14 protein-coding genes and 2 pseudogenes are annotated in these 21,046 nt (G+C 35.5%); 11 read left to right on the forward strand and 5 right to left on the reverse strand.

Annotated features, from left to right (window positions below; genetic code table 11):
- Positions 1 to 73 precede the first annotated feature (73 nt).
- Complete coding sequence (gene dnaK, locus ACKX2A_RS06735; RefSeq protein ID WP_415328555.1) at positions 74 to 1,963, reverse strand: molecular chaperone DnaK; 1,890 nt, start codon at positions 1,961 to 1,963, stop codon at positions 74 to 76.
- Positions 1,964 to 2,532: 569 nt separating this feature from the next.
- Between dnaK and ppk1 the strand changes: the two genes are divergently transcribed.
- The 6 genes and pseudogenes from ppk1 to ACKX2A_RS06765 all read left to right on the forward strand — a co-directional run bounded on the left by ppk1 (position 2,533) and on the right by ACKX2A_RS06765 (position 11,134).
- On the forward strand, positions 2,533 to 4,605 hold the full coding sequence (gene ppk1, locus ACKX2A_RS06740) for a polyphosphate kinase 1 (RefSeq protein ID WP_415328557.1): 2,073 nt from the start codon (positions 2,533 to 2,535) through the stop codon (positions 4,603 to 4,605).
- Entirely contained in the window at positions 4,602 to 5,486 is an 885-nt protein-coding gene (locus ACKX2A_RS06745; RefSeq protein WP_415328559.1) for an exopolyphosphatase, read from the forward strand. Before ppk1 ends, ACKX2A_RS06745 begins: the two co-directional genes overlap by 4 nt.
- 529 nt (positions 5,487 to 6,015) lie before the next feature.
- Positions 6,016 to 6,669, forward strand: a complete 654-nt coding sequence (locus tag ACKX2A_RS06750; protein ID WP_415328560.1) for an NAD-dependent epimerase/dehydratase family protein — start codon at positions 6,016 to 6,018, stop codon at positions 6,667 to 6,669.
- Positions 6,666 to 6,818 (forward strand): hypothetical protein, encoded by a 153-nt coding sequence (locus ACKX2A_RS06755; protein WP_415328562.1) that lies wholly within the window; start codon positions 6,666 to 6,668, stop codon positions 6,816 to 6,818. Before ACKX2A_RS06750 ends, ACKX2A_RS06755 begins: the two co-directional genes overlap by 4 nt.
- 223 nt (positions 6,819 to 7,041) lie before the next feature.
- On the forward strand, positions 7,042 to 10,086 hold the full coding sequence (locus tag ACKX2A_RS06760) for a choice-of-anchor I family protein (protein WP_415328564.1): 3,045 nt from the start codon (positions 7,042 to 7,044) through the stop codon (positions 10,084 to 10,086).
- Positions 10,087 to 10,309: 223 nt separating this feature from the next.
- Positions 10,310 to 11,134 (forward strand): annotated as a pseudogene (locus ACKX2A_RS06765) (SIR2 family NAD-dependent protein deacylase).
- Between the two features lie 80 nt (positions 11,135 to 11,214).
- On the opposite strand, the gene ACKX2A_RS06770 reads toward ACKX2A_RS06765, so the two are convergent.
- Both ACKX2A_RS06770 and ACKX2A_RS06775 read right to left on the reverse strand, forming a co-directional pair.
- The gene (locus ACKX2A_RS06770) at positions 11,215 to 11,463 is read right to left on the reverse strand and encodes a NifU family protein (protein ID WP_051289253.1); all 249 of its coding nucleotides are present in this window, start codon (positions 11,461 to 11,463) and stop codon (positions 11,215 to 11,217) included.
- Between the two features lie 41 nt (positions 11,464 to 11,504).
- On the reverse strand, positions 11,505 to 12,611 hold the full coding sequence (locus ACKX2A_RS06775) for an Mrp/NBP35 family ATP-binding protein (RefSeq protein WP_415328566.1): 1,107 nt from the start codon (positions 12,609 to 12,611) through the stop codon (positions 11,505 to 11,507).
- 126 nt (positions 12,612 to 12,737) lie between these two features.
- Here ACKX2A_RS06775 and ACKX2A_RS06780 point away from each other — a divergent pair, with 126 nt between their 5' ends.
- A complete protein-coding gene (locus tag ACKX2A_RS06780; RefSeq protein ID WP_415328568.1) occupies positions 12,738 to 15,542 on the forward strand; it encodes a GH92 family glycosyl hydrolase in 2,805 nt (934 codons plus the stop codon).
- 10 nt (positions 15,543 to 15,552) lie between these two features.
- On the forward strand, positions 15,553 to 16,314 hold the full coding sequence (locus tag ACKX2A_RS06785; protein ID WP_415328570.1) for a hypothetical protein: 762 nt from the start codon (positions 15,553 to 15,555) through the stop codon (positions 16,312 to 16,314).
- Positions 16,315 to 16,351: 37 nt separating this feature from the next.
- On the opposite strand, the pseudogene ACKX2A_RS06790 reads toward ACKX2A_RS06785, so the two are convergent.
- Positions 16,352 to 17,064 (reverse strand): annotated as a pseudogene (locus ACKX2A_RS06790) (phytanoyl-CoA dioxygenase family protein).
- Between the two features lie 359 nt (positions 17,065 to 17,423).
- On the reverse strand, positions 17,424 to 18,674 hold the full coding sequence (locus ACKX2A_RS06795; protein WP_415328571.1) for a dicarboxylate/amino acid:cation symporter: 1,251 nt from the start codon (positions 18,672 to 18,674) through the stop codon (positions 17,424 to 17,426).
- A 224-nt stretch (positions 18,675 to 18,898) separates the two neighbouring features.
- Here ACKX2A_RS06795 and ACKX2A_RS06800 point away from each other — a divergent pair, with 224 nt between their 5' ends.
- The 3 genes from ACKX2A_RS06800 (at position 18,899) to ACKX2A_RS06810 (ending at position 20,940) form a co-directional block, all read left to right on the forward strand.
- Complete coding sequence (locus tag ACKX2A_RS06800) at positions 18,899 to 19,390, forward strand: BON domain-containing protein (protein ID WP_415328572.1); 492 nt, start codon at positions 18,899 to 18,901, stop codon at positions 19,388 to 19,390.
- Positions 19,391 to 19,396: 6 nt separating this feature from the next.
- A complete protein-coding gene (locus tag ACKX2A_RS06805) occupies positions 19,397 to 19,816 on the forward strand; it encodes an SH3 domain-containing protein (protein ID WP_415328574.1) in 420 nt (139 codons plus the stop codon).
- A gap of 374 nt (positions 19,817 to 20,190) precedes the next feature.
- Positions 20,191 to 20,940 carry a hypothetical protein gene (locus ACKX2A_RS06810; protein WP_415328576.1) on the forward strand — a complete coding sequence of 250 codons (750 nt, stop codon included), beginning with the start codon at positions 20,191 to 20,193 and terminating at the stop codon, positions 20,938 to 20,940.
- The last annotated feature ends 106 nt before the right edge of the window (positions 20,941 to 21,046 follow it).

The raw sequence follows: 21,046 nt of genomic DNA on the forward strand, positions 1-21,046 counted from the left end.
GAACTTTAACACAAAAAATCCCCAAGTTTTCACTTGAGGATTCATTTTTATTAAAATTTAGATATAAATCTAATTATTTCACTTCTTCGAAGTCTGCATCCTGTACATCTTCACCTCCGGCATTACCTGCATTCTGAGCTCCGGCATCTGCACCTGGCTGTTGACCAGCAGCATACAATTCTTCAGAAGCTGCCATCCAAGCTGCATCCAAAGCTTCAGTTTTAGCTTTTACATCGTCTGCATTTTTAGCTTCGAAAGCCGTTTTCAATTCTCCATGAGCAGCTTCAATTGCAGCTTTTTTATTAGCAGATAATTTTTCACCAAACTCTTTCAATTGCTTTTCAGTCTGGAAGATCAATCCGTCCGCTTTGTTGAAGATTTCAACTTCTTCTTTCTTCTTAGCATCTGCTGCAGAGTTTTCCTGAGCTTCTTTCTTCATTCTTTCGATTTCTTCGTCAGAAAGTCCTGAAGATGCCTGAATTTTGATTGTCTGCTCTTTACCGGTACCTTTATCTTTAGCAGAAACACTTAGAATACCGTTTGCGTCGATATCGAAAGTAACTTCGATTTGAGGAACTCCTCTTGGCGCTGGTGGAATATCTGCAAGATCGAATCTACCGATTTCTTTGTTATCATTGAACATTGGTCTTTCCCCTTGTCCTACTCTGATGCTTACTGCAGGCTGATTGTCAGACGCTGTAGAGAATACCTCAGATTTTTTAGTTGGGATCGTAGTATTTGCTTCAATTAGTTTAGTGAAAACAGAACCCATGGTTTCAATACCTAAAGAAAGTGGAGTAACATCTAGTAAAAGAACGTCTTTTACATCACCTGTCAATACACCTCCCTGGATAGCTGCACCAATTGCCACAACCTCATCCGGGTTAACACCTTTTGAAGGTTTTTTACCGAAGAATTTTTCTACTTCTTCCTGAATGATCGGGATTCTTGTAGAACCACCTACCAAGATTACTTCGTCGATATCAGAAGTTGATAAACCTGCATCTTTCAACGCTTTTGCAACCGGCTCCATAGATCTTCTTACAAGATCAGCAGATAATTGCTCGAACTTAGCTTTAGTCAAAGTCTTCACTAAGTGCTTAGGACCTGTAGCTGTAGCTGTAATATATGGAAGGTTGATTTCAGTTTGTGGAGAAGAAGATAATTCGATCTTAGCTTTTTCAGCAGCTTCTTTCAATCTTTGTAATGCGATTGCATCAGATTTTAAGTCAACACCTTCTTCAGCTTTGAATTCGTCTGCCATCCAGTTGATGATCACATCATCAAAGTCATCACCTCCTAAGTGCGTATCTCCGTTTGTAGATAATACTTCGAATACACCATCACCTAAATCAAGGATAGAGATATCGAAAGTACCACCACCAAGGTCATACACAGCGATTTTTTGATCTTTATGGTTTTTATCAAGACCATAAGCTAATGCTGCAGCAGTTGGTTCGTTGATAATTCTTTCTACTTTAAGACCAGCAATTTCACCTGCTTCTTTAGTAGCTTGTCTTTGAGCATCATTGAAGTATGCAGGAACAGTGATTACCGCTCTTGTAACTTCTTGTCCAAGATAATCTTCAGCAGTTTTCTTCATTTTCTGAAGCGTCATTGCAGAAATTTCCTGTGGAGTATATTCTCTATCGTCGATTTTTACTTTTACAGTATCGTTTGGTCCAGATACTACTTTATAAGGTACTCTTGTGATTTCAGAAGCATCATCTTTAAAGTGAGTCCCGATAAATCTTTTGATAGAGTAAACAGTTTTGGTTGGATTCGTTACAGCCTGTCTTTTTGCAGGATCTCCTACTTTTCTTTCACCATCTTCTGTAAATGCTACAATAGAAGGAGTTGTTCTTTTTCCTTCTGCATTAGGAATAACAACAGGGTCTTTACCCTCCATCACAGCAACACAAGAGTTGGTTGTTCCTAAGTCAATTCCAATTATTTTACTCATAATATTTATATTTTTTCTAATTTTTAAAATTTAATTTACACTCTCAATTTCTCAATATTTGTACCATTCAAACTTTTATGACAAATTGACATATTTGAATTAAAAAATCGTTGTATCATAAACATTCTAAAGAAAAATAAAGTTGAATTTATTGTTTAGAATAAGCTAAATCTCTCTTTTATCGCACGTTGAATTTTTGTCATGAATTTTAAATAATTAAAAAAGATGCTATCAATTTTGTCAGTCAAGGTGTTGAAAACTATTTGTTGCTAATTATCAAAGGCGCAAAGAATTGTTCTTTTAGGCTATTTGAAGGATTTTATTTTACCCTTACAGAAAAAGCTTAGCATCTTTGTAAATCACCCACAAAATCAAATCATCCATTAAAAATTTTAATTGAACACCTCGCTTTTCCGTTTGTTTTTAATAACTTTAATCAATTACAATAAATATTAAAAATTCATCAGTTAAAAAGGGATTTAACATAAAAAAAATTAAACAAACCTTAATGTTAAAATGCCTTGTTACAGCCGGTGAATCATTATTTTTACCAAATTATAAACTAACTAATGTCATTACACTTCAATCCGAGAGATATTACATGGCTTGCCTTCAACGAAAGGGTTTTGCAGGAAGCGATGGACGAAAACGTTCCATTACATTTAAGGATCCGTTTTTTAGGAATTTTTTCAAATAATTTAGATGAATTTTTCAGAGTACGTGTAGCAGGGTTGAAACGTGCGATGGATTTTAAGGAAAAAGTAATCGCTGAATCTTTTTATCAGCCGCCATCAAAGATCCTTCAAAAAATTAATGACATTGTAATAAGACAACAGCAGAACTTCGATAAAACCTGGAAAAAAATCCAGTCTGAAATGGCTGATCATAAGGTTTTCATTAAAACTTCTAAAAATTTAACGGCAAAACAAAAAGAATTTGTCAGAACATATTTCGATGAAGTTGTAGAATCCAACGTCATTCCTATCCTCCTTCATGAAAATACGCCAATGCCTTATTACAGAGACAAAAGTCTTTATCTGGGCGTTGCAATGAGGAAAAAAGACTGGCAATATTCCAGCAATTATGCCATTATTGAAATTCCTTCACGTTTTGTTGGCCGATTTGTTTTGCTTCCAACCGAAGATCCTGAGGAAAAAGATGTAATGCTTTTGGAAGATGTAATTACATTCAATTTACCGCATATTTTTTCGTATTTTGGATATGATGAATTCTCTGCGAATGCCTTTAAAGTAACAAAAGATGCCGAATTGGATTTGGATAATGATATCCGAACCAACTTCGCAGAAAAAATTGAAAAAGGTTTAAAAAACAGAAGAAAAGGGAAACCGACGCGTTTTGTTTTCGATAAAGACATGGATAAAGCCTTGCTTGAAATGCTTATCCGAAAACTGAATTTAACGAAAAAAGACAGCATTATTCCAGGTGGAAAGATTCATAATTTTAAACATTTTATGGATTTTCCTGATGTTTTTGAAAAATATGAAAGACCTGTGGAAAGAACTTCTTTCACCCATCCAGCGTTTGAACATGGCGAAAGAGTGACGGATGTTATTTTAAAACACGACGTTCTTCTCACTTTCCCATACCACAAATACAATCCTGTCATCGATCTTCTTCGTGAAGCTGCAATGGATCCGGATGTAAAATCGATTCAGATTACGGCATACCGTTTGGCGAGCAGTTCGAAAATCATTAATGCTTTGATTTATGCGGCAAGAAACGGTAAAGAAGTTACGGTAATGCTTGAACTTCAGGCAAGATTTGACGAGGAATCCAATCTTGAATGGAAAGAAATGCTGGAGCCGGAAGGAATTACTGTTCTGGTAGGAATTCCTGATAAAAAAGTTCATGCTAAATTATGTGTTATTAAAAAGAGATCGCACAACAAAACCATTCAATATGGTTTCATCAGCACAGGAAATTTTAACGAAAAAACGGCGAGAATTTACGGAGATCATTTAATTATGACTTCAGATCGTGGTGTAATGGCTGACATTAATAAAGTTTTTAATGTTTTAAAGAAACCGAAAGAAGATTATTTACCTGTTTTAAAAACCTGCAAAAATTTATTGGTCTGCCCTCAATTCATGCGTGAAAAAATCGTTCACCATATCGACAAAGAAATTGAAGAGGCAAAAGCAGGAAGGAGAGCCGAAATGATCATTAAGGCCAATTCTGTAAGTGACAGATCTTTAATTGAAAAATTATATGAAGCAGCAATGGCTGGAGTTCACATCAGAATGATCGTACGAGGCATCTATTGTGCTGTTAACCAAAAAGAATTTAAAGAAAAAATCAAAGCAATCAGTATTGTTGATGAATATCTGGAACACGCGAGAGTGATGTATTTTTATAACAAAGGTTCGGAAGATATGTACATTTCATCAGCCGACTGGATGACGCGAAATTTGGATTACAGAATTGAAGCTGCTGCAAAAATCACCGATAAAAATTTAAAGAGAGAATTGAAAGATATTCTCGACATACAGTTGAAAGATAATGTAAAAGCTCGTATTTTAGACAAAAAATTGAGCAACGAATACATTCACAACGACAAAGAAGAATGCCGTTCTCAGATTGAAACGTATAGATATTTAAAAGCAAAGACTAGCAAAAAATGAAAATCGCAGCCATAGACATAGGTAGTAATGCGGCTCGACTGTTGATTAATGAAGTGAAAATCAACAACAAAAAGCCTGAATTCATTAAACTGAATCTTCTGAGAATCCCTCTGAGATTAGGAATGGATGTTTTCACGATCAACAAAATCGGTGACGAAAGGAAAAAAATGGTGATCGATTCCATGAAAATTTTCAGCGATCTGATGAAAATTTATAAGGTTGAACATTACAGAGCTTGTGCCACAAGTGCGATGCGCGACGCTGAAAACGGACAAGACATTATTAAAGAAGTAAAAGAAACTTCGGGAATTAATATCGAAATTATTTCCGGAGATGAGGAAGCTACTTTAGTTTTTGAAAATCACGTTGCAGAAGGTCTTGACAAAGAGTTTGCTTATTTATACATCGATGTTGGAGGTGGTTCGACCGAGCTTACTTTCTATGAAAACGGAAAAATGATCTATGAAAAATCTTTCAACATCGGGACAATTCGTTTGCTGAATAACTTGGTGACCCCGGATAACTGGAAAGATATGAAGGAGGAAATCAGGAAAAATATTAACAGTAAAAAGCCAATTGTGGCGATTGGTTCGGGTGGAAATATCAACAAAGTTTTCTCGATGAGCAAAACAAAAGACGGCAAACCAATGTCGCTTTCTCATCTGAAAAAAGTATACAAAGAATTCGACGATATGACGATCGACGAAAGAATGACAAAATATAATATGAGAGAAGACAGAGCCGATGTTTTGGTTCATGCTTTGAAGATTTTCAATAATGTGATGTCGTGGTCGGAAATCAATAGAATTTTTGTTCCTAAAATCTCTGTGGCAGATGGTTTGATCCACAATATTTACAGTAAATTGTACGATAAAAAGTAATTTTTTTGCATAAAAATATTTTAAAAACCGGTCTATTTGATCGGTTTTTTCGTCATTGAGAACGAAGAAAAGCATCTTTATTCTCGATCATTTAAACTTCCATCATCCATCTTTATCCTTCCATTCTTTTTAGTAGCTTTTTCCAGCTCTCCGCACTCGCTATTTTTTTTGTTTCAGGCTGCGGCGGCTTCGCCGCCGCAGCCTGAAACAAAAAAAATGAGCTCAAACAATTGCTGCGATCTGGGCTAGGCGTAATACTTTTTTTCAAGATTTGTATTTGAAATTAAAGCAAACATTATTTATCAAATTGATAGACCATCCCGTCAAAAATTCTGTCGGAATTTTTGTCAACCCTACAAAGGAAGGGAACTTCAACAATATAACTTATTGATTTTTAAAACTATAATACTCAAGAAATTGCTTCATGACTTTGCTCCTCAGAATAACAAAAAAAACTGTATAATTTTTGCTTTCAGTTTAAAGTAAAAAGAAAGTATAAAACGTCATCAATTTTAACAACATCAAAGAAATGGATTCAATAAAAATAATTCTCACGGGAGCAACAGGAATGGTAGGAGAAGGCGTTTTAATGGAATGCCTTGAGAATCCGAACATTTCAGAAATACTAAGTGTAAGCAGAAAGCCTTCTGGAAAAAAACACGCCAAATTAAAAGAATATATTGTTTCAGATTTTTTAAGCATCGACATCAATGATGAAAATCTGAAAGGTTATGACGCCGTTTTCTTTTGCGCCGGAATCAGCAGCGTTGGAATGAACGAAGAAGATTACACCAAAATCACTTACGACACCACAATGCATTTCGCAAAAGCCGTTCTGAATCAAAATCCAAACATGGTTTTCAATTATGTTTCAGGAGCACATACCGACAAAACTGAAAGCGGAAAAATTATGTGGGCAAGAGTAAAAGGCAGAACAGAAAACGCTTTGAAGAAATTAGGTTTTAGATCTGCATACAATTTCCGTCCCGGATTTATGAAACCCGTTGAAGGTCAGGAAAATGTAAAATGGTTCTTCAAACCACTTATTTGGCTTTTTCCTGTGCTATTACCTTCAAAATCATTAACTTTACATGAAGTCGGCAAAGCAATGATCAATGCCGTGAAAAAAGGGTATCCAACCTCAAATTTGGAGATTAAGGACATTAAAAATCTGGCAATATGAAAGAAATGCTAAAAAGAATTTTCTTGGTTGCTTTTGTATTACTCGTTTTGGTTGCTATTTCAGGATTTTTCTATATGCAGAAACATCCTATGGAAGGACAGAAAACTACTGGTAAACACCTAAATTTTTCAGGGAAAGCGGCAAAATAGTAAAATCGCAAAAAGGCAAATTATAAAACAGCCACAATTCTGTTGATTGGCTTATTTACTTTATTGGTTTTATATTGCCTTTTCGCAGTTTTACAGTTCTTAGTTATTAAATATTAATTCAATTTCTCAATAATTACCTATTTATTAAACATTTATTAAAATTTGCTTAAAATGTTTGCAAAGTAGAAACTTCATTTTTGCATAAATTTAAAGTAAGTAAAAAATGATTAATAACTACTTGTTAAAAGGCTCTGTAGTTGCCGCATTTTTCCTTCAGGGAGCGGCTTTCGGACAGACATCTCTTATCCACTACTGGAATTTTAACAACAATGCTTCTGCTGCTGCCATCACAACGCCAACCTCAACTTTGGTTGGTGGAACAATGACTGCCGTAACAAGCGGAACGACCGAAATCGATTTCGCAGGCGGAACAGGACAAAACTTCAATGTTGATAATTTGAATGCAAGAAATGGTGACGTTTCGGGAACGCATTTAAGATATAATTTTCCTATCAATGGTAATTTACAGTTCAATTTGCCAACGACAGGTTACAATAATGTGGTTGTAAAATTTACGACAAGAAGATCAGGTTCGGGAGCGGGAACACAGACTTGGTCATATTCTACGGACGGAACAACTTTCCAGACGTATCAAACGGTTTCTCCACAAGATGCAAATCCTCAATTAATTACATTTGATTTTTCAAATATTGCAGGAGTTTCCAATAATCCTAATTTTAAACTTAAAGTTGAATTCACAGCAGGACCAAATAATGGTACTGTAGGGAACAACCGTTTCGACAATTTCACGGTAGATGCAACAGCAGTAAGCGCAACCGACACTACCCCACCGAATGTAACTTACCTTCCCACAAACAACACAAATAATGCTTCAACGACTGTAAATCCTACCATTTCTTTCAATGAAAATGTAAGATTAATAGACAATTCCACGATCAACGATTCTAATGCACAAACACTTGTCGATTTCCGTCTTGGAAATGCTTCAGGTACACAAGTTCCCTTCACAACGACTTTCGTTAACAATAAAATCACTGTAATTCCTACGTCAGGTTTGATTCCAAATCAAGCTTATTATTTAGGTTTAAAACCAAATATGGTGGAAGATACAAGTGATAATGCGGTGACAACAGCAACTTCTACAACGTTTACAACGGCGGGAACTTCAATTTCTTTGGATAAAAATTTCATTAAAGTCAATGAAAATCAAGGAACGTTGGCATTTAAAATCAATGTTAATAATCCATCAAATTCAACCGTGAATTTGGTTGTAAAACCTGCGCCTTTCAGCACTGCGGATAGTAATGATTTCACTTTAACGAATCAAACTATTAATATTACACCATCTACGACAAGTTATACGGTAAATATTCCTATTATTGATGATACTTTACAGGAACAACAGGCAGAATATTTTGTAGTAAGCCTTGAAAATCCTGTTGGAGCAACGATTTCCGGTGACAATAACGCAACAATTTATATTGTTGATAATGATAAACCAGCTCCGGTTCCATCAAATCAAATTTCATTAAATTATATTGGAAGTTTTGATCCATCCGGAAGCAATAACAGTTCGACTGAAATTGTAGTTCATGATCCTGCAACACAGAGATTATTTACCATCAGTTCGATTACCGATGTTTTTGATATTATTAATTTCAGTAATCCTTTAGCGCCAACGGTTGTAAACACAATCAACATGGCTCCTTACGGTGGAATCACGAGTATCGCTGTGAAAAATGGAATTATCGCAGCAGCTTCTCCAAATGCAAACCCGCAACAAAACGGTTCGGTTGTTTTCTTTGATATTAATGGAAATTTCCTGAAACAAATTACAGTCGGAGCTTTACCAGACATGGTTACTTTCTCTCCCGACGGAACAAAAGTAATGGCTGCCAATGAAGGTGAACCGAACGATGCTTACACGGTAGATCCTGAAGGTTCAATCAGTATTATTGATATTTCTGGAGGAATTGCTGGCTTAAATCAAAGTAATGTTATGACATTAAACTTCAATGCTTTTGATTCTCAGGTTGCAGCTTTAGCGGCGACAGGATTAAGAAAAGTAAGAACCAACAATACCCTTTCTCAGGATTTGGAACCCGAATATGTCACGATAAGTGCAGACAGCCAAAAAGCTTGGGTTACACTTCAGGAAAACAATGCGATTGCCGAAGTGAATTTAGCAACAAAAACCATCACAGGAATCTGGGGATTAGGTAAAAAAGACATGAGCCTTCCAGGAAACGGATTCGATGCTTCTGATAACAATGGTGAAGTTCTCATTGCAAACTGGCCTGTAAAAACATATTACACCCCAGATGCTGTTCAGAATTATAAAGTGGGAAATACGAATTATATCATAACAGCTAACGAAGGCGATGAAAAAGACCTTTCAGGATTCAGCGAAAGAACGACAGTTGGAGCGAATGATTACACTTTAGATCCTGCCCTTTTCCCACAATCATCTATTTTAAAGGCTTCCTACAATTTAGGAAGATTCAGAGTGACAAATGCAACTGGAAATACAGACGGAGATTCTGAATTTGAAGAAATTTCAGCACTGGGAGCTCGTTCATTCTCTATATTTAATGCAGATACAAAACAGATCGTTTACGACAGTGGCGACAGATTCGAAAGATATATTGCAGCCAATCATCCATTAATTTTTAATGCTGATAATGAATCTAATACTGTAAAAAACAGAAGCCGTGCAAAAGGTCCGGAACCGGAAGGTGTTACTTTAGGAACTATTAATGGACAGACTTACGCCTTCATCACGATCGAAAGGACAGGAGGTGTAATGGTTTATAATATTACAGATCCTAATAACCCTACTTTTACGGATTATAAAAATTCCCGCTCAACCTCTGCATATGGTGGAGATAACGGACCTGAAGGAATAATTTATATCGCTCCTCAAAATACAACGACCGGAAAAGGATATGTAGTTGTTGCGAACGAAATCAGTGGTACTTTATCGATGTATGAAGTTGCAGGTTCAGGAACTTTGGCTACAGATGAAGTGAAATCTGAAAAAGCCACCTTCAATGTATTCCCGAATCCGGTAAATAAAGGAAATACACTTTATTTCAACAGAGCGCAGGATTACGAATTGTACGATATGTCCGGTAAACTGATCAGAAAAGAGAAAAATGCTTTAACAATAGATACTTCGAAACTTTCTACAGGAGTTTATCTTGTGAAAACTTCTGAAGGACAATTAAAAAGAGTAATTGTAAAGTAGAATATATTATTTAGTTGATTTAATGGCCTCGGATTTATTCGGGGCTTTTTTGATGCATTAAAAAAATATATTTGAAATTAAAAACATACAAAAGGTATAATTTTTTAGCTTATCAGTACTTTACAATGCCGAGAGACAACTTTACAAGATTTTTGGATGAGCTTTATTAATTAAAATATTTAAAATAATATTAAAATTCAGTAGTTTTAAACTTTAAAATACCATGAATGAGCAATTAGAAGAAATTATCCATCAGGTTTATCATAAAGAGAAACGAAATCTTTTTACTTTTTTGACTGGCGCAGGAATCTCGTCCGACAGCGGAATTCCGACCTATCGCGGAATCGATGGAATTTGGGTAAAAGGAACTCAATTTCATAAGCCTGAAGAATTTGGAACACTGAAATACTTTAAGCAAAATCCTGAGGAAGTTTTACAATATTCTTTGTTCAGAAAGAAAATGTTTGAAGAATCAAAGCCTAATCAAAGTCATTTTGAATTGGTTGAAATTGAAAACATGTTGCAGGATAGGTTTCATTTAATTACTCAAAATATTGATAATCTTCACCGACGTTCGGGAACGCAGAGAATTTATGAAATTCATGGAAACAATCGTGAAATTAAATGTTAAAACGGCTGTAAGGAAATTTTAAACCTTCCTGAAGAAATTAAAGGAAAAAATATAGATGAAGATCTCACGGAACGAGATATCGAACTTTTAACCTGTCAAAATTGCGGCCATTGGATGCGTCCAAATATTCTTTGGTTTGATGAATATTATGACGAGAAAACGAATAAAAAATTCAGTTCATTGAAAGTTGCGAAAAATAGTGGAATTCTTTTCATTGTCGGAACTTCCAGAGCTACAAATCTTCCTCTTGCCATCGCTGAAACAGCTATAAAATATGGTTCTACCATTGTTGACATTAACACGGAAGACAATAATTTCACAGAGTTGATTAAAAATAAAAAGAATAAATTAATTATTAGAGAAAAATCGACCGAAGTTTTGAAGATGATTAAGGAAATTATAAAAAATTTAAGCTAAATGATGGGAAAAAAGAAACACCACAAAAAAAGACAGGTTCAAAAAAAAAACCTGTCTTTAAAAATATATTTTTTAATTTCTTACTCTACGCTTATTACTTTTTCGATTTCGGGAGCATGTTGTTTTATAGTATTCTCTACTCCTAACTTTAACGTTGAAAAATTAAGAGAACAACCAGAACAGTTTCCTAAAAGTTTTACATAAACCAAGTTATCCTTCACATCAATAAGCTCGATATCACCGCCGTCTTTATTCAAAAACGGACGAATGCTTTCCAGAGCCTCCATTACTCTTGTTACGGTATCTTCGTGTGTTATATTTGTTTCCATATTTTTTTCAGTTCAATCGGTTTTTTCAAGATTTGAAATTATTATTTTGCTTTTGGTGAACATCCTGCCATTGTTGTGATCTTTACAGCTTCAGTCGGAGGAAGGAACTTATTTCTTTCAACCAAACTTTCTACCATTTTACGGGCAGTTTCTGTATAGATTTCAGCAATTTTAGAACCTTCCTGCAAAGCAGCCGGTCTACCAACATCTCCCGCTTCTCTGATGCTCTGGATTAATGGAATTTCACCTAAAACAGGAATTCCCAAATCATCCGCCAAATATTGTGCTCCCTGATTTCCAAAGATATAATATTTATTGTCCGGCAATTCTTCCGGTGTAAAATACGCCATATTTTCGACTAATCCAAGAACAGGAATGTTAATACTTTCCATCTGGAACATCGCGATCCCTTTTCTTACATCTGCCAAAGCAACATGTTGAGGTGTACTTACAATTACTGCACCCGTCACAGGAACTTCCTGAATAATAGACAAATGAATATCACCCGTTCCCGGAGGAAGGTCGATTAATAAGAAGTCCAATTCTCCCCAAGCTGCATCTCTAATCATTTGGTTTAAAGCTTTCGAAGCCATCGGACCTCTCCAAACTACAGCCTGATTAGAACCTGAAAAATATCCTATTGAAAGCATTTTCACACCATAATTTTCGATAGGTTTCATTAAATTTTTCCCATCGATTTCAACAGAAATTGGCTTTTGACCTTCTGTATCGAACATCGTAGGAACAGACGGCCCATAAATATCGGCATCTAATAAACCTACTTTGAAACCCATTTTTGCTAATGTTACCGCCATATTTGCAGCAACTGTAGACTTACCAACTCCTCCTTTTCCGGAAGCAATGGCAATAATATTTTGAATTCCAGGAATTTGTTTTCCTTTGATCTGACTTTGCTGAATTTCGCTTGGCTCAGGAGAAACGATCTTTAGTTTTAAAACAATATCATCTCCGAATTCGCTTGCGAATGCCTGTTTCATTGCTGCCTCCAACTTCTTTTTTTCGTGCATTGCAGGTGAATGTGCAGTCATATCAATATATACATCGTTGCCCATAACCTGAAAATTACTCACCAAGTCGTCAACTTCTATCTCTTTAAGGAAATTTTGTACCTTTTCTTTCGTCAACATAAACTAAATAAATTGTTTACAAATTTACGGAAATTTTACCTATTTAGAATAAGTAAACGCAATGATAGATATTTTCTTTTGTGAAACCAAATTTTGTAGTACTTTAGGGGAATTTTAATTTTTTATATGATGAAAAAAATATTGGTCGTTCTTTTAGGAATTGTTGCCCATAATTTGTTTTCGCAAAATTATTCGCAATATGTAAATCCTTTTATTGGGACAGGCGGTCACGGACACACATTTCCGGGCGCTATTGTTCCTTTCGGAATGGTACAGCTTTCTCCAGACACAAGAGTAGACGGAAGCTGGGACGGTTGCAGCGGGTATCACTACTCAGATTCTGTGATTTACGGATTTTCTCATACCCACTTGAACGGAACGGGAGTTTCGGATTACGGAGACATCATGTTGATGCCGACCATGGGAAATCCTAGCTTGGATAATAAAGAGTATTCATCTAAATTTTCGCACAAAAACGAAAAAGCAACTGCTGGATTTTACTCCGTTAAATTAGACAAAAACAACATCGATGTCCGTCTAACGACAACCAAAAGAGTCGGATATCATGAATATACTTTCAATAATGCAGGAAATGCAAATATTATTTTAGACTTAAACCATAGAGATAAATTGCTTGAAGGTGAGGTTAAAATAATCGACGACAAAACCATCGAAGTTTTCCGTAGAAGTGAGGCTTGGGCAACCAACCAGTACATTTACGCAAGAATTGAGTTTTCAAAACCATTAAAAATTTCAAAGAAAATCGTGAATGGAAAAGACGAAAAAAATCTTTTCACAGGAACGAAACTGGCTTTGGCATTTTCAACAACCGTTAAAAAGGGAGAAAAAATTAATGTAAAAGTGGCAATTTCTCCTACAGGCTACGAAGGTGCTGGAAAAAATATGCTGGCTGAAGGCAAGTCTAATGATTTTGCTGAAATTCAAAAAAATGCAGTTGCTGATTGGGATAAAGAATTATCAAAAATTGAAGTTAAATCTTCAGATAAAGATAAACTGACAGTTTTCTACACGGCAATGTATCACGTTTTCACGCAACCGAACATCAATATGGATGTTGACGGAAAATACAGAGGTCGCGACAACAAGTTTTACATGGCAAACGGATTCGACTACTACTCTGTTTTCTCGCTTTGGGATACTTTCAGAGGAGCGCATCCTTTAATGACCTTAATTGATAGAAAAAGAACGGCAGATTTCATCAATACTTTCATTAAGCAATATGAACAAGGCGGAAAACTTCCAGTTTGGGAACTGGCTTCCAACGAAACGGAATGTATGATCGGCTACCACGCAGTTTCTGTTATTGCAGACGCAATGGCTAAAGGAATCACCGGATTTGATTATGAAAAAGCATTTCAGGCTTCGAAAAATTCTGCAATGCTGGATATTTTTGGTTTAAATGCTTACAAACAAAACAATTATATCGCTATTGACGACGAACACGAAAGTGTTTCTAAAACAGTGGAATATGCTTACGACGATTGGTGTATCGCTCAGATGGCTAAAATTTTAGGCAAAAAAGAAGATTACCAGTATTTCATGAAACGTTCTCAAAACTGGAAAAATCTTTACAATCCAAAGAACGGATTTATGCAGCCTAGAAAGAACGGAAACTGGTACGAACCATTCGAACCGAGAGAAGTTAACAATAATTATACAGAAGGAAATTCGTGGCATTATTCTTATTCTGTTCAGCAGGATATTCCGGGATTGATCGCGGCTCACGGAGGAAAAGAAAAATTCGAACAATTTATCGATGCTATTTTCTCTGCTCCGGACAAAACGACAGGCAGAGAACAAGTGGATATCACAGGTTTGATCGGACAATACGCTCAAGGAAACGAGCCGAGTCATCACATTGCCTATCTTTATAATTATGTTGGAAAACCTGAAAAAACGGATGCAAAAATCAAGTATATTCTTGATAATAATTATAAAAATGCTCCGGATGGTTTGATCGGAAACGAGGATTGCGGACAAATGAGCGCCTGGTATATTTTAAGTTCAATGGGAATTTATGCTGTAACTCCGGGATTACCGGAATGGCAGACAACAAAGCCTTATTTCGATGAGGTTAAAATTCACCTAGAAGATGGAACGACAAGAACGATCACAAAAAATACAAGCAGAGATGAACTTAAAAAATTAGGTTTTGAAAATGCAAAATCGTTCAAAGATTTTAAATATGATGAATTAACGGCTACTCCTGTTATTGCTGCCGCTAGAATTTTTGATTTGAATACAAAAGTGGAAATCACCGCTTTGAATCCGAATGATAAAATTTACTACATGACTTTGGATGAAGGTGATGCTAATGTGAGAAAAACTTTCAAAGCTTACAACGGACCATTTACCATTACAAAAACAACTCAGGTTTCGGCATATGCAGAAAGAAATGGCGAGAAAAGTTCGATTGTAACAGCCAACTTCAACAGAAGACCGAACAATTGGGATATTACAGTAAATTCTACTCCGACTCCGCAATATACTGCAAGTGGAAAATTATCTTTAATTGATGGAATTCTAGGCGATACCAACTGGAGAAAAGGCGAATGGCTGGGTTATCAGGGACAGACTTTTGAAGCGATCATCGATATGAAATCACCCCAACAGATCACGCAATTATCTTCATCTTATCTTCAGGACAGTAAAGCATGGATTTTAATGCCGAAAAAAGTGGAATATTATGCTTCCAACAATGGAAAAGATTTCGTTTTATTAAAAACAGTTGACAATACGCTTGATCCGAAAGACGAAACGATCCAGAAGAAAGACTTCACAGCAGAAATTCTTCCGACTCAGGCTCGTTATATTAAAGTAAAAGCTTATCATTTCGGAAAACTTCCTGAGTGGCATCAGGGATCGGGCGGAGAAGCTTATATCTTTGTTGATGAGATTTCTATTAAATAAAAAAATTCTAATGATGAAAAAATCATTGTTTATCTTATTTTTAGTAGTAAGTTTTATAAAAATGTCTGCATGTAGCTGTCACAGAGCTCCTTTGGCAGAAAATTATTTAGCGGCTGATGTCGTGGGAATCGTAAAAATTATAAAAGTATACGATGAAAACTCCGAGCAACGAACTTACAAAGCTGATGTTGAATTTGAAAAGCTCTATAAAGGTGAGAAGTTTAAAACCTTGAATGTGCGTGGCCTTATCGGAAATTCTTATTCCGGAGCTTGCGAAATAAATATTAACCCAAACGAAACATACCTTATCTTATTAAACAAATACAATAATGATTATTCTCTTTCGCTATGCTCACCAAAGTACAGTTTTAATATGAATGAGAAATCAACAATAGAAGCATTAGAAAAAACCTTTGCTTATATAGAAAAAAATAAATATAAATTCACAGGTCTTGAGTTCACTACATGTTATGATGAATTGCAGAAAGGTGATAAGTCTACACTTTCCTGCCTTAAGAATTTTTCACCTAAAAATCCATTTGCAATTTATAAAGTCAAAATTAATGAACTTTCCCAAATCGAGAAATTAACGCCCATAACAAGATTTGGAAATCAGGATAGCAAAATTGAAAATATTTTAAGAAAGAATATGACTGTTGACATTCCTATGCTCATAAATAAAGAACCTCAAAAAGAATTCTTTATACTGCTTTTATATTTTAAAGACAATATAGATAAAAAGTACGGAGAAGTCATTAGTAGTGAATGGTAAATCAAAAACCTCTTTCGAATTGAAAGAGGTTTTTGATTTAATTTATTGTTTCAGACCAATTCAATTCTTCCGGCAATTCCATATCAGAAAACTCGATGTGAATGACTCTCCTTTTTTTACCATTTGTTGTTCGGTTGGAGCCGTGAAGAATTAAAGGTTTCATAATCATCACTCCGCCTTTTTCTACATTGCAGATGGTTTCGGTTTCTACGTTCCAATTGATGGTTTCAGGTCTGTAAATTCCTTTGACGTGGGATTTTGGAACGACTTTAAAGCTCCATTATTTTCATCAGTATCATCTAAATGAATTCTGATCGTAAAAACATTTTCCAGAATATTCAAAGGTGGCTGAACAGCGAATTGATTTTGTTTTGTCGTCCAAGGTCCAAAGTTTTCCAGTTCCAGTTTTTTATCTACAGAAATCGTCAAATCCTGATGATAGGCAACATACCAGTTAGATTTCTCAGGTTTATCGAAATAGATACTTTTTACCACAAAATATTTTTCTCCGAAAATTTCTTTGATGAGTGTTTTGATATTGTCATTAAAAATCAAATCATTGACTTCGGGAATTTCCTTTAAAAACTGTCTGATGGCAAACAGATCCTCCGATTTTCTAAAGGTCTCTTTTGAAGTATCTATATTTTGAATAATCTCACTGATCTTATCAATTTCTTCATCCGAAAAAATATTATTGATAACTGTGAAGCCGTTTTCTTGAATTAAATTTTTATGATTTTCTAAATTCATTTGATTGTTTTGAATCTAATTTTAATGCAAAGATCGCAAAGATTTTCTTGAAAATGAATTTCCATTTGGTTTGTCTTTCCGTAGAAATCTAAACATAGTATTAAAAAAAATATAATCTGGAAAGATTCACACTTAGATTCCTACGGAAAGACGAACTTTGTGGTTTATTTCGATGCTGATAATAATAACTGCAACCATAGCCCCGATTGCAACGACATCCTTTTTCTGAATAGGCTTTGAAAAAAAGCGTTGGCGAAAAAGATACAGTGGAAAGCGGGATTAAGCTTCAAAAAAAATGGTCAACAATGAAGTATAAATTCACTATTGACCATTCTTTAGTATAAAGCTAAATTAATTTTTTACATCTCCCCGCCATGATTTTCCAACTGTCCTTCCCATTTTGAAACGGCAGACGTTGCCAAAGCGTTTCCAAGAACATTGGTCATACTTCTTCCCATATCGCAGAAATGGTCGATTGGTAAAATTAAAGCAATTCCTTCCGGTGGAATTCCGAACATAGAACACGTTGCTACAATAATTACCAAAGAAGCTCTCGGAACTCCCGCGATTCCTTTTGAAGTTAACATTAATACCAAAAGCATGGTGATTTGCTGTCCAACAGTCATTTCAATTCCGTAAATCTGCGCGATGAAAATGGATGCAAACGTCATGTACATCATACTCCCGTCCAGATTGAAAGAATATCCTAAAGGTAAAATGAAAGAAACTACCCTCTTGTTACACCCAAATCTCTCCAGTTCTTCTACCAATTTCGGGAAAACTGCTTCCGAACTTGTGGTAGAAAACGCAATCAGTAAAGGTTCTTTTATTCTTTTTAATAATTCGAAAAGGCGATTTCCCAAGATTAAATACCCCGCCAATAAAAGCACCAGCCAAAGTACTGCCAAGGCAAAGAAAAAGTCTCTTAAATAGATAGCATAGACTTTAAAAATTTCAAAACCATTGGTCGCCACCACGGCAGCAATCGCACCCAGAACACCAAGCGGAGCAAACCACATGATAAAACCTACCATTTTTAAAATTCCGTGTGCTACAATGTCGAATAACTTGATAACGGGCTGAGAATATTCTTCTCCCATATTGGCCAAAGCAATTCCGAACATGATCGAAAAAACTACTATTTGCAGTACTTCATTGGTCGCGAAAGCCTCAAAAATACTTTTAGGAATAATGTGCTTTACGAAATCTTCCATTGAAAAACCTTTACTGCTTTTTAAAAGCTCCTCGGCAGAGGCAGCATCCTGAATGGGAAGCTTGGTAACGTGTCCCGGTTCCAGCCAGTTAACCAGTACTAAACCGATAAAAAGAGACATCAATGAAGCGGAAATGAACCAAAGCATTGCCTTTGTTCCTACTCTACCGATCATTTTGATGTCGCTCATTTTGGCGATTCCTACCACCAATGTCGTGAAAACCAACGGAGCAATAATCATCTGAACCAAACGGATGAAAACAGTTCCCAGCAATTTTATATTTTTAGAAAATGGCTCTGCACTTTCCGGATACTGTGTATGCACAAACCCACCAATTCCTACACCGATAATAAGTGCGATAACGATGGCTATAAATAGTTTATTTTGTCCTTTCATATAGATAATTCAAGTTTCGCAAATATAATATTTTTACAATTGGTGCGAGATTTCATTTTAAGCTTGATTAATTTTATGTTAAATTAAAGACAAGCTAAAATTAATAATCTGATTCCTAAAATATTGCAATAATTTTAATTGATATTTATTTAATTTTTATTCTTTTGGTATAAATTTTATTATTACATTTACTTGTATTAACAACATTAATAAAATATACAACTATGAAAAAAACTATCGCAATGGCTGCATTGGCTGTAGCTGTGTCTTTCGGGGCGATTTCTTGTAAAAAGAAAGTTTCTGACGCCGATCTTCAAACTCAGGCAACAACTGTAGTGGTTTCTAACCCGAACGCTTCTGTGGAGGTGAAGGAAGGGGTGGCTCATCTAAGCGGAACTTTCGAAACTCAGGAAGCGAAAGATGCAATGATCAAGCAACTGAAAGCTATTAACGGTGTAAAAGACGTTATGGATATGGCAACTGTAGCTCCTGCTGCACCAGCTGCTGCACCGGTTACTACACAATCGGCTGTGGATCCTGCTGTTCAGCAAAAAGTACAGGACGCTGTTAAAGATATTCCGGGAGTAAAAGTTGAGGTTGTAAATGGAGAACTGACGCTTACAGGAACAGTGTCTTCTGCGAATGCAAGAAAAGTAAAAGAATCTGTTGATGCTTTGAAAGTTGGAAAAGTAAACTATAACTACACTGTAAAATAATTCGAAATGAGTACATTACAAGATAAATATTCAAGCGTTGTTTCTGCTGCTCAGTCTGCAGGAATCTCTAATCTTCAGGTTCAGGAGCAGGACGGAATTCTTTATGTTTCAGGAAGCGCTTCCAACATGGCTGCAAAAGATGCAGTTTGGAATGCTTTAGGAGCAATTGATTCTACATATTCTGCATCAGACATCAACATCGATGTACAGGTTTCAGGTCTTGCTGCAGGTGCTGCTCTTACAGTAGCTACGGACGAGTCTAACCTAAACATCAGACAAGAGCCTTCTACGGAAGCTGCTGTTGTTGGTAAGGCTGCGAAAGGATCTTCAGTTACTTTAATCGAGCAGACTTCCGACGATTGGTGGAAAGTAAAAACCGATGACGGACAGGAAGGTTACGCTTATTCAAGATATTTGAGAGCATAATTCTATTTAAACCACATTAATTAATCATAGACACCTCTTTTTTAAGGGGTGTTTTTTTATTTTTTAAACTATATAATTTTTTGTTGAAAATCGCAAAGGCGCAAAGCTATTTTACATTTTTTATTGTTTTTAAGACACAAAAAAATCAAAAATTTTTCAACAAATATTTTAAAATAGTTGCAGTCTTAAAATATCTTTTCAAGAGAAATTAAAGCTTTGCGCCTTTGCGATTTTCCAACTATTAAAAAAAATTTAAACTAAATCTTAACACAAATTAAAAAAATCACCAAAAACATTAACGCTATTTAACTACAGCAAATCCCCACTGGGAAAGGTTTTTTCATAATTTTGCGGTCTAATAACTATTAAAATAAATGAGGAAGCTATTATTTCTACTGCTTTTCGCAGTGAATTTCATTATTCTGAATGCTCAAAAATTAAACATAGACGGAAAAGTCTCCAACTTCGAAAAAAAACCGATTGAAAACGCAACTGTCTATCTCCTAAAACAAAAAGATTCGTCGATTGTAAATTACACTGCAACCAATAAGGAAGGAAAATTTTCCTTAAAGACTGATCCACTTACAGATCCTACCATCCTTAAAATTGATGCCGACAAATCAATTTCTTATTCTAAAAATCTTGAAAAAATTGACCAATCCTTTTCTTTAGGCGAAATTGAACTGGAGAAAAATTCAATTACAGATATTCAGGAAGTTACGATTACGGCTTCTCCGGTAAAAATTAAAAAAGATACGATTGAATTTAATGCTTCTGCCATAAAAGTGCGTCCCGACAGCAAAATCGAGGAACTTTTAAAGCAAATTCCAGGTGTGGAAATTAGCAATGAAGGAAAAATTACAGTCAACGGAAAAGAAGTTGACCAGATTATGATCAATGGAAAACCGTTCTTTGATAAAGACGGAAAAATTGCGCTGCAAAACCTTCCGGCTGATATTATTAAAAACATCCAGTTCACTACGACAAAAACTAAGGAGGAAGAGCTCAACGGGAAAAATTCAAAATCGAATAATGCGACCATTAATTTTAATATTGATGAAAAGAAAAACAAGGGATTAATCTCACGATTAACGCTTGGTTACGGTTCCGACAAAAGATATTAAGGTAGCGGACTTTTAAGCTATTTCAAGAAAGACACAAAGGTAAGTCTGCTTGCCTCGTCCAACAACATCAACTCACAGGGATTTTCCAACGATGAGGTTTTTGACA

It is taken from the genome of Chryseobacterium sp. MMS23-Vi53 (assembly GCF_047651245.1).
In the GTDB taxonomy this organism is placed as follows: domain Bacteria; phylum Bacteroidota; class Bacteroidia; order Flavobacteriales; family Weeksellaceae; genus Chryseobacterium.

What these genes read in the sequence shown, in the direction of transcription:
- ACKX2A_RS06775 (WP_415328566.1), bottom strand. Translation starts at nt 12,611, where the DNA reads ATGTTGACGAAAGAAAAGGTACAAAATTTCCTTAAAGAGATAGAAGTT.
- ACKX2A_RS06780 (WP_415328568.1), top strand. Translation starts at nt 12,738, where the DNA reads ATGATGAAAAAAATATTGGTCGTTCTTTTAGGAATTGTTGCCCATAAT.
- ppk1 (WP_415328557.1), top strand. Translation starts at nt 2,533, where the DNA reads ATGTCATTACACTTCAATCCGAGAGATATTACATGGCTTGCCTTCAAC.
- dnaK (WP_415328555.1), bottom strand. Translation starts at nt 1,963, where the DNA reads ATGAGTAAAATAATTGGAATTGACTTAGGAACAACCAACTCTTGTGTT.
- ACKX2A_RS06785 (WP_415328570.1), top strand. Translation starts at nt 15,553, where the DNA reads ATGATGAAAAAATCATTGTTTATCTTATTTTTAGTAGTAAGTTTTATA.
- ACKX2A_RS06795 (WP_415328571.1), bottom strand. Translation starts at nt 18,674, where the DNA reads ATGAAAGGACAAAATAAACTATTTATAGCCATCGTTATCGCACTTATT.
- ACKX2A_RS06805 (WP_415328574.1), top strand. Translation starts at nt 19,397, where the DNA reads ATGAGTACATTACAAGATAAATATTCAAGCGTTGTTTCTGCTGCTCAG.
- ACKX2A_RS06760 (WP_415328564.1), top strand. Translation starts at nt 7,042, where the DNA reads ATGATTAATAACTACTTGTTAAAAGGCTCTGTAGTTGCCGCATTTTTC.
- ACKX2A_RS06800 (WP_415328572.1), top strand. Translation starts at nt 18,899, where the DNA reads ATGAAAAAAACTATCGCAATGGCTGCATTGGCTGTAGCTGTGTCTTTC.
- ACKX2A_RS06810 (WP_415328576.1), top strand. Translation starts at nt 20,191, where the DNA reads ATGAGGAAGCTATTATTTCTACTGCTTTTCGCAGTGAATTTCATTATT.
- ACKX2A_RS06755 (WP_415328562.1), top strand. Translation starts at nt 6,666, where the DNA reads ATGAAAGAAATGCTAAAAAGAATTTTCTTGGTTGCTTTTGTATTACTC.
- ACKX2A_RS06750 (WP_415328560.1), top strand. Translation starts at nt 6,016, where the DNA reads ATGGATTCAATAAAAATAATTCTCACGGGAGCAACAGGAATGGTAGGA.
- ACKX2A_RS06745 (WP_415328559.1), top strand. Translation starts at nt 4,602, where the DNA reads ATGAAAATCGCAGCCATAGACATAGGTAGTAATGCGGCTCGACTGTTG.
- ACKX2A_RS06770 (WP_051289253.1), bottom strand. Translation starts at nt 11,463, where the DNA reads ATGGAAACAAATATAACACACGAAGATACCGTAACAAGAGTAATGGAG.